The sequence below is a fragment of the Streptomyces sp. NPDC052396 genome (genome assembly GCF_044593195.1).
In the GTDB taxonomy this organism is placed as follows: Bacteria; Actinomycetota; Actinomycetes; order Streptomycetales; family Streptomycetaceae; genus Streptomyces.
The window spans coordinates 538,867-553,571 of the sequence record NZ_JBIUAW010000003.1; the positions used below are offsets into that span (position 1 = coordinate 538,867).

The following is a 14,705-nucleotide window of genomic DNA, read 5'->3' on the forward strand; positions in this document are numbered from 1 at the left end:
CGCGAGGGCCCGCCAAGCCCGGCGGAGGGTGCGCGGATGACACACTTGGGGCCCGGCCCAAGGCGTCCGCGGCCGCCCGGTGAGCGGCCAGGGGCGGCTCCACAGGCGAAGTGATCTTCGCCCGTACACCCTCCCGACTGATCAAGTCAGCGAATCGGCGATATTTCACTCGAACGTGTGTTTGGCGCAACCTTTCGAAAGCAACTACCGTTGTCCAGCTAGGGAGAACATTTCGAGAGGGGCCGACGTGACCACCACCGCAAACAGCGCCACCATCACCGCCCAGGACCGCTCCCAGAACCGACTCGACCAGACACACCCGATGAATGACAGCACCATGAACACCGAGGGGCCCAAGCCGGCCCGCTCGCTGCCAGGCCGCCCCCCAGGAATCCGGGCCGACAGCTCGGGCCTCACCGACCGGCAGCGCCGTGTGATCGAGGTAATCCGGGATTCCGTCCAGCGCCGCGGCTACCCACCCTCCATGCGCGAGATCGGGCAGGCGGTGGGGCTCTCCAGCACCTCCTCGGTGGCCCACCAGCTGATGGCCCTGGAGCGCAAGGGCTTCCTGCGCCGGGATCCGCACCGGCCCCGCGCCTATGAGGTCCGTGGCTCGGACCAGCCCAGCACCCAGCCCACCGACACCACCGGCAAGCCCGCCGCCTCCTATGTCCCCCTGGTCGGCCGGATCGCGGCCGGCGGCCCGATCCTGGCCGAGGAGTCGGTCGAGGACGTCTTCCCGCTCCCCCGCCAACTGGTCGGCGACGGTGAGCTCTTCGTTCTCAAGGTGGTGGGCGACTCCATGATCGAGGCCGCCATCTGCGATGGGGACTGGGTGACGGTGCGCCGCCAGCCGGTGGCCGAGAACGGCGATATCGTGGCGGCCATGCTCGACGGCGAGGCCACGGTCAAGCGCTTCCGGCGCGAGGACGGCCATGTGTGGCTGCTGCCGCACAACGCCGCCTACCAGCCGATCCCGGGCGACGAAGCCACCATCCTGGGCAAGGTCGTGGCGGTACTGCGGCGGGTGTGAGAGCACCGAGACCGGGCCCCGGAGCCACTGCGCCGGTTCCGGGGCCCCGCCGTGTCCACGCCGGGGCCCGCCCCGGCCGCTTCTCCCGCCCCGGCTACTTCTCCTGCTCGCAGGCGGCGGCGTCGATGGCGGCCAGCGAGCGGCGCACCTGGTTACGGTCGGTGGTGTACCAGAAGTCCGGCATGGAGGCCCGCAGGAAGGAGCCGTACCGGGCGGTGGCCAGCCGGGGGTCCAGCACCGCGACCACCCCGCGGTCCCCGGTGGCACGTACCAGCCGGCCCGCCCCCTGGGCCATCAGCAGGGCGGCATGGGTGGCCGCCACGGCCATAAAGCCATTGCCCCCGTCCTGCTCCACCGCCCGCTGCCGGGCGCTCATCAGCGGATCGTCCGGCCTCGGGAAAGGCACCCGGTCCATCACCACCAGCTGACAGCTCGGCCCGGGCACATCCACCCCCTGCCACAGGGACAGGGTGCCGAACAGACAGGTCCTGGGGTCGGCGGCAAAGGTCTTGATCAGCTCGCCCAGGGTCTCCTCGCCCTGGAGCAGGATGGGCAGCTCCAGCCGCCCGCGCAGTTCCTCGGCGGCGGCCTGGGCCGCCCGCATCGAGGAGAACAGCCCGAGGGTACGGCCGCCGGCGGCCTCCATCAGCTCGGCCAGCTCATCGAGCATGTCCGAGCGGCTGCCCTCGCGGCCGGGCTGGGAGAGGTGCCGGGCGACATAGAGGATGCCCTGCTTGCGGTAGTCGAAGGGTGAGCCCACATCCACCCCCTGCCAGGGCGGCTGGTCCTCGCCCGTCACACCCTCGGGCGCCAGCCCCAGCGAGGCGGCCACCCCGTTGAAGTCCCCGCCGAGCTTGAGCGTGGCGGAGGTGAGGACCACCGAACGCTCGGTGAACAGCTTCTCGCGCAGCAGCCCGGACACCGACAGCGGTGCCACCCGCAGGGAGGCCCCGAAGCGGTCATGGCGCTCGTACCAGACCACGTCGTACTCCGAGCCCTCCACAATGCGCTCGGCCACCGCATGGACCGTCTCCACCGAGGCCAGCGCCTGCTTGCGCACCGCGTCCTCGTCCTGGACGGACTTGTCCCGGGTGTTGCCGATGGCGGAGATCACCGTCCGGGCGGCGTCCCGCAGCATCATCAGCACCTGGGCCAGGTCCTCGGGGACCTCCTCCAGGCGGCCGGGCAGCGCCAGCTCCATCAGCCGTTCGAAGCCCTCGGCGGCGGTCTGCAGCGCGTCTGCCGCCTTCTCGTCCACCAGCTTGGCCGCCCGGCGCACCGCCCGGTTGACCTGGCCGGGGGTGAGCTCGCCGGTCGCCACCCCGGTGACCCGGGAGACCAGCTCATGGGCCTCGTCCACGATCAGCACCTCATGGCTGGGCAGCACCGGGGCGCCTTCGATGGCGTCGATGGCCAGCAGGGCGTGGTTGGTCACCACCACATCGGCCAGCTTGGCCCGCTCCCGGGCCGCCTCCGCGAAACACTCCGCCCCATAGGCGCACTTGGAAGCCGACAGGCACTCCCGGGAGGTGACCGAGACCTGGGACCAGGCCCGGTCGGAGACCCCGGGGGTGAGGTCGTCCCGGTCGCCGGTCTCCGTCTCGTCCGCCCAGTCCCGAAGGCGCAGCAGGTCCTGGCCGAGCTTGCTGGTGGGGGCGGCGGCCTCGAAGGGATCGAAGAGGCCCTCCTCCTCTTCCTGGGGCACGCCCTCGTGCAGCCGGTGCAGGCACAGATAGTTGGAGCGGCCCTTGAGCATGGCGAACTCCGGGCGGCGGCGCAGCAGCGGATGCAGGGCCGCCACGGTACGTGGCAGGTCCCGCTCCACCAGCTGGCGCTGGAGCGCCAGGGTGGCGGTGGCCACCACCACTCTCTCCCCGTGCGCCAGGGCGGGCACCAGATAGCCCAGCGACTTACCGGTACCGGTGCCGGCCTGCACCAGCAGATGGGCGTTGTTGTCGATCACTTCGGCGACGGCCCCGGCCATGGCGGCCTGGCCCGGGCGCTCGGAGCCCCCGACGGCGGCGACGGCGGCCTGCAGCAGGTCGGTGAGCGAGGGCTTGGAGGAGGTGGCAGTCATAGCCCGTCAAGCCTACGGGGCGGCACTGACATCATGGGCCGACTTCCGTCCCGACGGCTCCTCCCTTACGACTCCTACAGCTCCTACAGCACGCCGCTCCTACAGCACGCCGCGCAGCGCTCGTTCGCGCATCATGAGCGCGGTGTGCCTGCCGGGCAGTTCCAGTTCGGCGGCCAGCCGGAAGCCGGCGGCCAGGTGGGCCGCGATGCCGGGCACATTGCGCAGATCGGGGTCGGCGATCACCCGGCCGCAGCCCGGGCGGCGCTCCAGCACCAGGTCGGCGACGGTACGCAGCAGCAAGGTGCCCAGTCCATGACCCCGGTCCGGGGCCCGGCCGAGCAGCAGCCGGACGCCGGTGTCATGGGGGCGGGCCCGGTAGTGCCGGGCGATCAGGTCGAGGTCGGCGCGGTAGATCTCCCAGTAGCTCATGGCCACGCCCGCGAGCACTCCCAGGCAGGCCGCGCTGCGCCCGTCGGCGCGCTGGAGCCCGGCCAGATGGCCGGCCGTGACCGTCCGCGGGCCATCCAGCCGCCAGACCGCGGCCACCGCTGGATCGTTCATCCACCGGCCGATCAGCGCGAGGTCGCGTTCGGGGCGTACCGGGACCAGCTGGAAGGGCCCGGCGGCGGTGGCCACCGGGCCCCAGCCGGCCAGGCCGTCCAGCAGGTCGGCGGGGCGCGGGGCGGGCGGGCCGGCGGCGATGAACTCCCGGAGTTCCTCGGTGAGCCTGAGGTCGAGGGTGTCCTCGCGGTCATCACTCATCCCGGGCCCCCGGCAAGGGGGTTGGCGATGGTGACCCGCTCGGTGCGCGGCCCGGCCGGGCAGCTGAGGGCGGGTGTGTCCAGCAGCAGGCCCGGCAGCGCGGAGCGCGTCTCGGCGGGGGCGGTGGCGGCCTCCTGGAGGAAGCGCCGCAGGGCGGCCAGCAGGATCCGTTCGTCGGCCAGACGCTGGGCGCCCAGCGCTCCGATCAGCCCCAGCAGATTGTCCACGCCCAGCCGGCAGGCGAACTCCTCGTCCGCCCGGTCGTCGGGCACGGCGGCCGGGTTCCGCGGGTGCAGCCGGCGGCGCAGCCGGTGGTGCAGGCTGCCCCGGTGCCGGCCGCCGGCCGGCCAGCCCTCGGCGTCCAGCAGCACCAGGGTGTGGTGCCGGTCCGCCCGCAGGACGATCCCGGCGGCGCCGTCCAGCCAGAGCAGCGGCCGTACCACCGTCTCCAGGTAGCGCAGGAACCACTCGGTGGAGACCGCTCCGGCCGGGCGGCCGGTGCGCCGCACCAGGCGGGCGACGATCACGGCCAGCCGGGAGCACAGCGCCGGATGCCCGGCGGGCGCGGTGCGCCCCGGCCAGGGGCGCGGGGCGAGCAGGCCGGCCAGGCTGACGGCATCCTCGCCCGGGGCGAAGGGGTGGTGGCGGATGCCCAGGCCCAGACCGGGCACCGGGGTGCCGTCGGCGGTGTCCACTCCCAGCCAGGCCGGGTCGCGCACCACATCGAAGCCCGGTCCGCAGGCGGCATGCCACCGCTCGGCCAGCCCGGCGCGCAGCATCCGGTGCAATTCCAGGCCGTCCGCCAGGAGTTGGCGGTCGTTCTCGCCCAGCCGGAGCAGGGCGGGCGCGCCAGGGCGGTACACCGTGCGCACGGCGGCGGTGGCGTACCAGGGCCCGCCATGGGCGCCGAGGTCATAAAGCAGCCCGGCGTCCAGCAGCCGGGCGACGGCCGGCTCATGATGCAGCCTCGGTACCCGGGCGGGGTGGACCGGCAGCGGCACGGTGTCCGGCGGCAGCGGCAGGCCGGGGGCGGTGAGCCGGGCGGCCAGCAGGGGCGCCTCCACGGTCCGGCCGCGTTCGGTCCAGGCGGAGTCGGCGGCCAGCACCGAGCGGTGGACACCCAGCCAGTGCAGCCGGAAGGGCTCGCGTGACTCCGGCGGATAGCCGTCCGTCTCCCCCAGCCCCGCGCCGGGCAGCGCCTGCTCACCGTGCAGGAAGTGCTCCCCGTCCTCCGTACCGGGGCCGAGGCGCCGCTGCCGCAGGAAGGCGGTGGTGCGGCGGACCAGCTCCGCTGTCAGCACGATGAGTTCGGCGCCGTATCCGGCCGGGGCCCGTCCGGAGTGCACCGCCTCCCGGCCGAGCAGGGCGGCCATGGTGACGGCGTCCAGCGCGGGGGCGCCGTCCGGGCCGTCCAGCAGGCCCGGCGGGCCGAAGCGGTGGCTGCCGGTGGCGGACCAGTAGGGGACGGGCACATGCAGCACCCGGCCGTCGGCGGCGAGCGGGATGCGCAGGCAACTGCCCTGTGGGCGGGCGATGTTGGCCTCCCGTACCCAGCGGCGCAGCAGGTGTTCCAGGACCGCGGCGTCCGCGGCGCGGGCCGGATCGGGGTGGTCCAGGGGGTCGACGGGGCCGCGCGGCCCGGGGACCGCGGCCTGCCGGGAGGGCGCCGCCACGGCGGTGGTTGCGTTCATGCGGTGTGCGGCGGGCGGCCGGTCAGGCCGGGGACGCCACGCCTTCCTCCTTGGGCTCGCTGGGCGTGGGGGCACGGTGGCCGGGGCGGGAGATCTCGGCCAGTGCGTCGGCCAGCCTGGCGAGCACCGCTTCGGCCTGTTCGTCGGTGATGGTGAGCGGGGGCAGCAGCCGGACCAGCGGAAAGGGCCGGGCGCCGATCCCGACCATCAGGCCGCGGCGCAGGCACTCCCGGCGCAGCGCCTCGGCCTGGTCGAGCAGCTCGATCTCCAGCATCAGGCCGCGCCCGCGCACCCCGCCGACGCACCCGTGTTCCGGGGCCAGCCGGCGCAGCCGGGAGAGCATCCGCCCGCCGAGCACCCGGGCCCGCTCGGCCAGTCCGTTCTCCCGGACGTGGCGCAGGGTGGCCGCGCCGGCCGCCAGGGCGAGCTGATTGCCCCGGAAGGTGCTGGCACCGCTGAGCGAGGACTCGGCGCCCAGGCTCTCCTGGTGCACCACCACCGCCAGCGGCAGCCCGCCGCCCACGGCTCCGGAGAGCACCATCACATCGGGCACCACCCCGCTGTGCTCCACCGCCCAGAAGGTCCCGGTCCGTCCGACTCCGGTCCGGCTCTCGTCGACCACAAAGGGGACCGAGTGCGCGGCGGCGGTGTCCCGCATCCGGCGCAGCCGGTCGTCGGAGGAGACGGTGGCCGGGGAGACCAGGCAGCCGTCCCGGCCGGTCGCGGAGCGCACCAGCTCCAGGGCGGCGGTGACCGCCTCGGTGTCGCCCGGCCCGCAGAACCGGATCCGGGCGCCCTCGGCCAGCTCGCCCGGCAGGGTGCGCAGCAGCTCGCCGGTGAAGGCGCGTTCGGCGGGGGTGGCCAGGCCGGGGACATGCAGCGGGGCCTCCGCGTCCAGCACGGAGCGGACCGCCTCCAGCACCACCGGGTGGTTATGGCCCAGCACCAGCGCCCCGGCGCCGGGGAAGCAGTCCAGATAGCGGCGGCCGTCGGCGCCCTCCACGATCAGACCCCGGGCCCGCACCGGCACGATGGGCAGCGGGCAGGGGGGAGTGGCAGGCCGCGTCTCGCGGGCCGCTGACGCCACGTCGGGCAGCGTCGGCGGCGGTGACTGGGTCAAGCCCACGACTACGGACCCTCCTTGTGCTGCTGACTTGTGCTGCTGAACGCCGACCGTCCCCCGTACGTACCAACGACGGCGGATGCCGGGGAACACGGCCGAGTGCAAGATCCTTCGATGCGGAACCGTTCCCCCGGCCGCTGTCGTCCTCGGCAGCATCGGCGTAGTTCGGCATAGTGTTGCCCTGCCCCACCGCCGGGGCGGTGCCTGACATACGTATAGATCGGGGGATTTCACTCCATGCCTTCCCAACGCCCGCCCGCTGCCCGCCGATACGACGGCTGGCGGGCGCTGCGTGCCCATGGCTCGCGCACACTGGCCGCCGCGGCGGTGGCCACCGCGCTGGCGCTGTCGGCCACGGCCTGCGGTCCGTCCGATGACAAGGCCGCCGGCAACGACAAGGCCAGCGCCGACAGTCAGCAGAGCGACAACACCATTCAGCTGCCCAAGGGGTTCAGCCTCAAGGACATCGAGAAGTGGAAGAACGGCGACTGGAAGCACTGGGACAAGGACCGCTGGCTGCGAGAGGCCCGTGACTTCATCAACCCCATGATCAAGGGGCACTGGAAGCCGGACACCATGAAGGACGCCCAGTCCGACGACAAGAAGTTCTCCGGCAAGGACGCGCCGGGCACCGCACCCGGCGCCGGCCAGGGCGACCAGGGCGTCACCGACCCGGCACCGCGCCCGGTGCGGGCCCAGGCCGTCAAGCTGCCCTACCACCGCAGCGTGCCGCCGGTCGGCAAGGTGTTCTTCGACTCCCCGCAGGGCCACATGGTCTGCTCGGGCACGGTCGTCAAGGACCCGGCGCACCCGGGCAAGTCCAACCTGGTGTGGACCGCCGGGCACTGTGTGCACGCGGGCAAGAGCGGTGGCTGGTACCGCAATATCGCCTTTGTCCCCTCCTACAACGACAAGGGCCTGCCCGGCACCCAGGTGAACACCGCACCGGTGCAGGATGTCGCCCCGCACGGTGTGTGGTGGGCCAACTGGGCCCAGACCTCCACCCAGTGGATCACCCAGGGCGCCGAGACGGGCGGCCTGGGCGCGCCCTATGACTTCTCGGTGCTGCATGTGCAGCAGGAGAACGGCGGCGGCAAGTCGCTGGAGGAGACCGTGGGCAGCGCGCTGACCGTGGACTTCAACGCTCCGCAGGTCAAGTCCATCAGTTCCATGGGGGCTTGGGGCTACCCGGCCGCGCCGCCCTTCGACGGACAGAAGATGTACGACTGCATCGACCGGCCGGGCCGGCTCTCGCTGGACCCCGCCCAGCCGACCATGTACCGCATCGGCTGCACCATGACCGGCGGTTCCTCGGGCGGCGGCTGGTTCGCCAAGGGGCCGGACGGCAAGGCGGAGCTGGTCTCCAACACCTCGATCGGCCCGGCCGACAGCCGCTGGCTGGCGGGACCGCACCTGGGTCCGGAGGCCAAGGGCGTCTATGACGCCATCAGCCGGAAGTTCGCCAACAAGGGCTGAACCGGCCGGACATGAGAAAGGTCCGGACAGGAGCAGAGTCCGGACAAGAGAAAAGGGCCCGTTCACCGGCTGGTGCCGGGGAACGGGCCCTTTCGCTCGCTCAGGCCTGCGCGGCGGGAATGAAACGCCGCAGGTCCGCGGCGAGTTCCTCGTGCACCCGCGCCTTGACCAGGGTGCCCTCCGGGGTGTGCTCCTCGGAGATCACCTCGCCGTCGGAGTGGATCCGGGCCACCAGCGAACCCTGGGTGTAGGGCAGCAGCGCCTCGATCTCCACGGCGGGGCGCGGCAGTTCCTCGTCGATCAGCGCCAGCAGCTCGTCGATCCCCGCACCGGTGCGCGCGGAGACCGCGATGGAGTGCCGCTCGATGCGCAGCAGTCGCTGGAGCACCAGCGGATCGGCCGCGTCCGCCTTGTTGATCACCACGATCTCCGGTACGTCGACCGCGCCGACGTCCCGGATCACCTCGCGCACCGCCGCCAGCTGCTCCTCCGGCGCCGGGTGCGAGCCGTCCACCACATGCAGGATCAGGTCGGAGTCGCCGACCTCCTCCATGGTGGAGCGGAACGCCTCGACCAGGTGGTGCGGCAGGTGACGGACAAAGCCGACGGTGTCGGCCAGGGTGTAGAGCCGCCCGCTGGGGGTCTCGGCCCGGCGCACGGTGGGGTCCAGGGTGGCGAACAGGGCGTTCTCCACCAGCACCCCGGCGCCGGTGAGCCGGTTGAGCAGCGAGGACTTGCCCGCGTTGGTGTAGCCGGCGATGGCCACCGACGGCACCTTGTTGCGGCGCCGTTCCTGGCGCTTGATGTCGCGCCCGGTCTTCATCTCCGCGATCTCCCGGCGCAGCTTGGCCATCTTCTCGCGGATCCGGCGCCGGTCCGTCTCGATCTTGGTCTCACCGGGGCCACGGGTGGCCATGCCGCCGCCGGAGGAGCCGGAGCCGCCACCGCCCATCTGCCGGGACAGCGACTGGCCCCAGCCGCGCAGCCGCGGCAGCATGTACTGCATCTGGGCCAGGGCGACCTGGGCCTTGCCCTCCCGGGACTTGGCGTGCTGGGCGAAGATGTCCAGGATCAGGGCGGTCCGGTCGACCACCTTGACCTTGACGACATCCTCCAGGTGGATCAGCTGGCCGGGGCTGAGCTCACCGTCGCAGACCACGGTGTCGGCGCCGGACTCCAGGACGATGTCCCGCAGCTCCTGGGCCTTGCCCGAGCCGATGTAGGTGGCCGGGTCCGGCTTGTCCCGGCGCTGGATGACGCCGTCCAGGACCATGGCGCCCGCGGTCTCGGCGAGCGCGGCCAGCTCCGCCAGGGAGTTCTCCGCGTCCTGCACGGTGCCGGAGGTCCAGACGCCGACCAGCACCACGCGCTCCAGGCGCAGCTGGCGGTACTCGACCTCGGTGACGTCCTCGAGCTCGGTGGAGAGGCCGGCCACCCGGCGCAGCGCCGCGCGGTCGGCACGGTCGTACTGGTCCCCGTCGCGCTCCCCGTCGATCTCGTGGCTCCAGGCGACGTCCTCTTCCATCAGGGCGTCGGCCCGGAGGTTCTCCGGAAGGCTCTGCCGGTCCTGCCGGTCCTGGGGAAGGGAAGAAGTGGAGGTCATGTGATCCTTTGCGTCCGGGGGGCGCGGATGCCGCCCCATGGGGTTGACGAATGCGGCAACGCTCGGCACCCCCGGGAGATTCCCGCGGCGCCGCTGCCGACCGGTCGATGGTCCCATGGCACGCAGCGGAGGGTCACGCGGGTTTCCGGGTGACCTTCCAGTCGGGGTGGCCCGGCATGGGCGGGGTGGTGGGCGAGTACAGCCAGGCGCGCAGGAAGGATCCCAGGTTGTGCCCGGTGACCCGGGAGGCCAGGGTGATGAAGTCGGCGGTGGTCACGCTGGTGTCCCGGTGGGCGGCGAGCCAGGCGCGCTCCAGGCGCTCGAAGGCGGGGGCACCGATCTTCTGCCGCAGGGCGTACAGCACCAGGGCGCTGCCGTCGTAGACCACCGGCCGGAAGATGCTGATCTTCTTGCCCGGCACCGGTGCCTTGATGGCGGCCGGCGGGCCGCCGTCCACCCGCATCAGGTCGGAGTACTGGTAGGCCACCCGCATCCGGTCCGCCAGCTTCCGGCCGCCCTTCTCCTCCGCGTACAGGGACTCGTACCAGGTGGCATGGGCCTCGCTCAGCCACAGGTCGGACCAGGTGCGCGGGGTGACGCTGTCGCCGAACCACTGGTGGGCCAGCTCGTGCACCATCACCGACTCCACATACCAGTCGGGCAGGGTGGCCCGGCTGAACAGGTCCCTCTCGAACAGGGAAAGGGTCTGGGTCTCCAGCTCATAGCCGGTGGACGCCTGGGCGATCAGCACGCCGTAGTTCTCGAAGGGGTAGCCGCCGATCCGGTGCTCCAGCCAGGAGAGGTGCTCCGGCGTCCTGGACGTCCACTTCTCCAGCTGCGCCCGGTCGGCCGCGGGCACCACATCACGCAGCGGCAGCCCGTGCGGCCCGGTGCGCTCGGCGACCGCGGAGTGTCCGATGGAGACCTGGGCCAGCTCGGTGGCCATGGGGTGCCGGGTGCGGTACGTCCAGGTGGTGGCCTCGCCCTCGGTGCGGTGGCCCAGGGCGAGGCCGTTGGCCACCACCGTCAGGTCCTTGGGGGCGGTGACCCGGAAGGTGAACCAGGCCTTCTCCGAGGGGTGGTCGCTGCCGGGGAAGACCCGGTGGGCGGCGTCCGCCTGGTTGGCCATCACCAGGCCGTCGGCGGTACGGATCCAGCCGCCGTCCCGCCCACTGCCCGGGTCGCTGGTGTGGTGGACGGTGATGGTGAACCAGCCGCCGCTGTGCAGCACTTCGGCCGGGGTGACCACCACATCCTCTTCGACGGGGATGAACTGGGCCGGTTTTCCGTCGACTTCGATGGACCGCACGGTGCCCCGGGCGAAGTCCAGGTTGAACCGGCGCAGCCGCTGGGTGGCACGGGCCCGGATGGTGGTCACCGCGTCCAGCGGCCGGTCGTTGCCGTGGTAGTCCAGGGCGATGTCATAGGAGTGCACGTGGTAGCCGGGGTTGCCCAGGTAGGGGAAGAGCCGGTCACCGATGCCCAGCGGCCTGGGCGGCGGGGCGGCACCGCCCAGCAGCAGCAGAGCCGCGGTGGCGGTCACGGCGGCGCACAGGCGGCGGAGGGGGAAGCGGGGCCCGGGTGAGTGCGGCATGCGCCTACCGCTATCAGCGCCCGTCGGCCGGGCATCGGCGGCGCGGCGCAAGTCTCGCCCGTAAGAGCAGACGGGATATGTGTGCGAGATACCCGGGCGAGACCTCAGGCGGGGGCGGCGGTCACCGGCCAGCCCGCGCGGCCGACGTCATAGACGCCGGGCACCCGTCGCATGGCCCGCATCAGCTCCGGAAGCTGGGCCGGGTCGGGCAGTTGCAGGGTGTAGGTGTGCCGGACCCGCTGCTGGTGCGGCGGCTCCACGGCCGCCGAGATCACCGCGGCGCCCTCCGCGGCGATCACCTCGGTGAGGTCGGCCAGCAGCCGCGGCCGGCTGAAGGATTCGGCGCGCAGGGTGACCCGGCAGTCGCCCATGGCGGCCCCCTGGGCCTCCCGCCAGCGCACCGCGACGGTCGTACGCCCGGCCGTCACCATCCGCGCCACCACCGGGCACTGCGCCCGGTGCACGGTGATGGTCCGCCCGCGCACCGCGAATCCGGTGACCTCGTCGGGCGGCACCGGGGTACAGCAGCCCGCCAGGCGGATATGGGCCGCCGCCAGGTCGGCGCCCTGGGCGGCCACCGCCACCGGTCCCGGCCCGGCCGGGGCGGCCGTACGGCCCGGGGCCCGGGCGGGGGCCGGCGGGACGGGCGGCGGCGGGGCCACCGGGTCGGGGGCCGGGTGGGTGCCATGGGTGGCCAGCCAGCGGCCGATGGCGATCCGGGCGACCGGGGTACGGGCGTGCTCCAGCCAGTCCGGCGAGGGGCCGGAGGCGGCGTCCGGCGAGGGGGACATCAGCAGGTGCAGGGTGTCCCCGTCGCGGAGCACGGTACTCAGCCGTACCAGGCGGCCGTTGACACAGGCGCCGATGCAGTGGTGGCCGTCCTCCGCGTACTGGGCGTAGGCCGCGTCCACACAACTGGAGCCGCCCGGCAGGCCGATGGTGCCGCCGTCCGCGCGGAACACGGTGATCTCCCGGTCCTGGGCCAGCTCATCGCGCAGTGAGCTCCAGAAGGTGTCCGGGTCGGGGGCGGCGCGCTGCCACTGCAGCAGCCGGGAGAGCCAGCCGGGGCGGGTGGGGTCGGTGGTCTCCCCTTCCGCGTCGGGGGTCTCGGCGGCCGCGTAGGGATTGCCCAGAGCGATCACCCCGGCCTCGGCGACCTTGTGCATCTGATGGGTGCGGATGAGGACTTCGGCGGCCTCCCCGCCCTCGCCGGCGATGGCGGTGTGCAGCGACTGGTACAGGTTGAACTTGGGGACCGCGATGAAGTCCTTGAACTCGGAGATGAACGGCGTGAAGCAGGTGTGCAGTTCGCCGAGCACCGCGTAGCAGTCGGCGTCCTCGGCGACCAGCACCAGCAGCCGGCCCAGGTCGGACCCGGTGAGCTCACCGCGCTTGAGGCGCACCCGGTGCACGGAGACGAAGTGCCGGGCGCGCACCAGCACTTCGGCGCTGATCCCGGCCTCGCGCAGCACGGCGCGCACCCGGGCCGCGGTGGCCCGCAGCGGATCGGGCGCGCCGGCGTGGGCCAGCACCAGCTCGCGGGTACGGGCGTACTCCTCGGGGTGCAGGATGGCGAAGACCAGGTCCTCCAGCTCGGCCTTGAGCACCTGCACCCCGAGCCGCTCTGCCAGCGGGATCAGCACATCGCGGGTCACCTTGGCGATGCGGGCCTGTTTCTCCGGGCGCATCACGCCCAGGGTGCGCATATTGTGCAGCCGGTCGGCCAGTTTGATGGACATCACCCGCACGTCGTTGCCGGTGGCCACCAGCATCTTGCGGAAGGTCTCCGGCTCCGCGGCGGCGCCGTAGTCGACCTTCTCCAGCTTGGTGACCCCGTCCACCAGGAAGCGGACCTCCTCGCCAAACTGCTCGCGGACCTGATCCAGCGTCAGATCGGTGTCCTCGACAGTGTCGTGCAGCAGCGAGGCGGTCAAGGTGGTGGTCTCGGCGCCCAGTTCGGCCAGGATCAGGGTGACCGCCAGCGGGTGGGTGATGTACGGCTCGCCGCTCTTGCGCGTCTGGCCGCGGTGCGAGGACTCGGCGAGCAGATAGGCCCGGCGCAGGGTGTCCAGGTCGGCGCCGGGGTGGTGGACCCGGTGCACCTTGGCCACATGCTCAAGCGCGTCCGGCAGCCGGCCGCGCGAGGCGGAGCCGCTCAACGCGGCCCGGCCCAGCCGTCTGAGGCCGATGCCGCGGCCCCGGCCGCGGCGGGGAGGACGTTCGTCCGTGGCCTCTGCGCTCATGGGCACCTCCGGCAGCGTGGACCGGCGGTCGGCTGGCGCCTGACGACCGGTGCTTGATGCTACCGACCCCATCACGCACCGCTCAGCCCCTCTCGCCCAGAGTGAACCGGATCACCCATTCGAGCGAGGCGTCCATCCGGTAACCGGCTAAGCGGACCGCCCGTCGGTCCAGGGCCGCCGGGCGGCCCACGGCCCGTCAGCCCAGCAGGGAGGCGTCCAGCAGGCCCTCGGCCACGATCACGGCGGGGCCGGTCATCTCCACGGTGCCGTCCGGGTTCTCACGGATCACCAGACGGCCGCCGGGGACATCCACGGTGTAGCTGACCGGCCGGCCGTCGACGGCCGGATCGGCGCCGTCGCGGCGGGCCGTGGCGACCATCACCGCACAGGCGCCGGTGCCGCAGGAACGGGTCTCGCCGGAGCCGCGCTCATGCACCCGCATCGCCACATGCCGCGGGCCGCGGTCCACCACGAACTCCACATTGGTGCCGTCCGGGTAGGCCGCCGCCGGGCTGACCCCGGGGGCCTCGTACAGCCGGCCCGCCTCGGCGAGGTCGTCGACGAAGCAGACGGCGTGCGGATTGCCCATGTTGACGTGGCGCGCGGGCCAGCTGCGGTCGCCGACGGTGACGGTGACGCCGCCCTCGGGCAGCAGGGCCCGGCCCATGCCGGTGGTGACGTCCCCGGGGGTCCCGTCCGGGCCCGGCTCCGCCAGGTGCACCCGGCGGATCCCGGCCCGGGTGGCCACCGCCACCTCGCCCGCCCCGGCCAGGCCTGCGTATTCCAGGTAGCGGGCGAAGACCCGCACCCCGTTGCCGCACATCTCGGCGATGCTGCCGTCGCTGTTGCGGTAGTCCATGAACCACTCGGCCTCACCGGCCAGATGACGCACCTCGGGGTGCGCGGCGGACCGCACCACCCGCAGCACGCCGTCCGCGCCGATGCCCGCGCGCCGGTCGCACAGCCGCGCCACGGCGGCCGGGGACAGCTCCAGCCGGCCGTCGGGGTCCGGGATGATCACAAAGTCGTTCTCGGTGCCATGACCCTTGAGGAAGGCGATCTGCGCGGTGTTCACGCTCCGATGGTACGCAGCGCGCACGGAG

Annotated in this window: 10 protein-coding genes; 2 read left to right on the forward strand and 8 right to left on the reverse strand. The window is 73.0% G+C overall.

The window, feature by feature from the left end; genetic code table 11:
• The first annotated feature begins 247 nt into the window (after positions 1-247).
• Positions 248-1,033, forward strand: a complete 786-nt coding sequence (gene lexA / locus ACIHFE_RS10835) for a transcriptional repressor LexA (RefSeq protein ID WP_400105499.1) — start codon at positions 248-250, stop codon at positions 1,031-1,033.
• Between the two features lie 94 nt (positions 1,034-1,127).
• Here the strand turns inward: lexA and ACIHFE_RS10840 are convergent, their stop codons facing one another.
• The 4 genes from ACIHFE_RS10840 to ACIHFE_RS10855 form a co-directional block, all read right to left on the reverse strand.
• Entirely contained in the window at positions 1,128-3,110 is a 1,983-nt protein-coding gene (locus tag ACIHFE_RS10840; protein WP_400105500.1) for an ATP-dependent DNA helicase, read from the reverse strand.
• 99 nt (positions 3,111-3,209) lie between these two features.
• Positions 3,210-3,872, reverse strand: a complete 663-nt coding sequence (locus tag ACIHFE_RS10845) for a GNAT family N-acetyltransferase (RefSeq protein ID WP_400105501.1) — start codon at positions 3,870-3,872, stop codon at positions 3,210-3,212.
• Positions 3,869-5,563 carry an IucA/IucC family protein gene (locus ACIHFE_RS10850; protein WP_400105502.1) on the reverse strand — a complete coding sequence of 565 codons (1,695 nt, stop codon included), beginning with the start codon at positions 5,561-5,563 and terminating at the stop codon, positions 3,869-3,871. Before ACIHFE_RS10850 ends, ACIHFE_RS10845 begins: the two co-directional genes overlap by 4 nt.
• A 22-nt stretch (positions 5,564-5,585) precedes the next feature.
• Complete coding sequence (locus ACIHFE_RS10855) at positions 5,586-6,689, reverse strand: aminotransferase class III-fold pyridoxal phosphate-dependent enzyme (RefSeq protein ID WP_400105503.1); 1,104 nt, start codon at positions 6,687-6,689, stop codon at positions 5,586-5,588.
• Positions 6,690-6,923: 234 nt separating this feature from the next.
• Here ACIHFE_RS10855 and ACIHFE_RS10860 point away from each other — a divergent pair, with 234 nt between their 5' ends.
• Complete coding sequence (locus ACIHFE_RS10860; RefSeq protein ID WP_400105504.1) at positions 6,924-8,162, forward strand: trypsin-like serine peptidase; 1,239 nt, start codon at positions 6,924-6,926, stop codon at positions 8,160-8,162.
• Positions 8,163-8,262: 100 nt separating this feature from the next.
• Here ACIHFE_RS10860 and hflX read toward each other — a convergent pair whose 3' ends face one another.
• The 4 genes from hflX to dapF all read right to left on the reverse strand — a co-directional run bounded on the left by hflX (position 8,263) and on the right by dapF (position 14,677).
• Positions 8,263-9,765: a GTPase HflX gene (hflX, locus tag ACIHFE_RS10865; protein WP_400105505.1), complete on the reverse strand. Its 1,503-nt coding sequence runs from the start codon at positions 9,763-9,765 to the stop codon at positions 8,263-8,265.
• A 133-nt stretch (positions 9,766-9,898) separates the two neighbouring features.
• Entirely contained in the window at positions 9,899-11,359 is a 1,461-nt protein-coding gene (locus tag ACIHFE_RS10870; protein WP_400105506.1) for a M1 family metallopeptidase, read from the reverse strand.
• A gap of 104 nt (positions 11,360-11,463) precedes the next feature.
• Positions 11,464-13,602, reverse strand: a complete 2,139-nt coding sequence (locus ACIHFE_RS10875; RefSeq protein WP_400105507.1) for a RelA/SpoT family protein — start codon at positions 13,600-13,602, stop codon at positions 11,464-11,466.
• 196 nt (positions 13,603-13,798) lie between these two features.
• Positions 13,799-14,677 carry a diaminopimelate epimerase gene (dapF, locus tag ACIHFE_RS10880; RefSeq protein ID WP_400105508.1) on the reverse strand — a complete coding sequence of 293 codons (879 nt, stop codon included), beginning with the start codon at positions 14,675-14,677 and terminating at the stop codon, positions 13,799-13,801.
• Between the last annotated feature and the right edge of the window lie 28 nt (positions 14,678-14,705).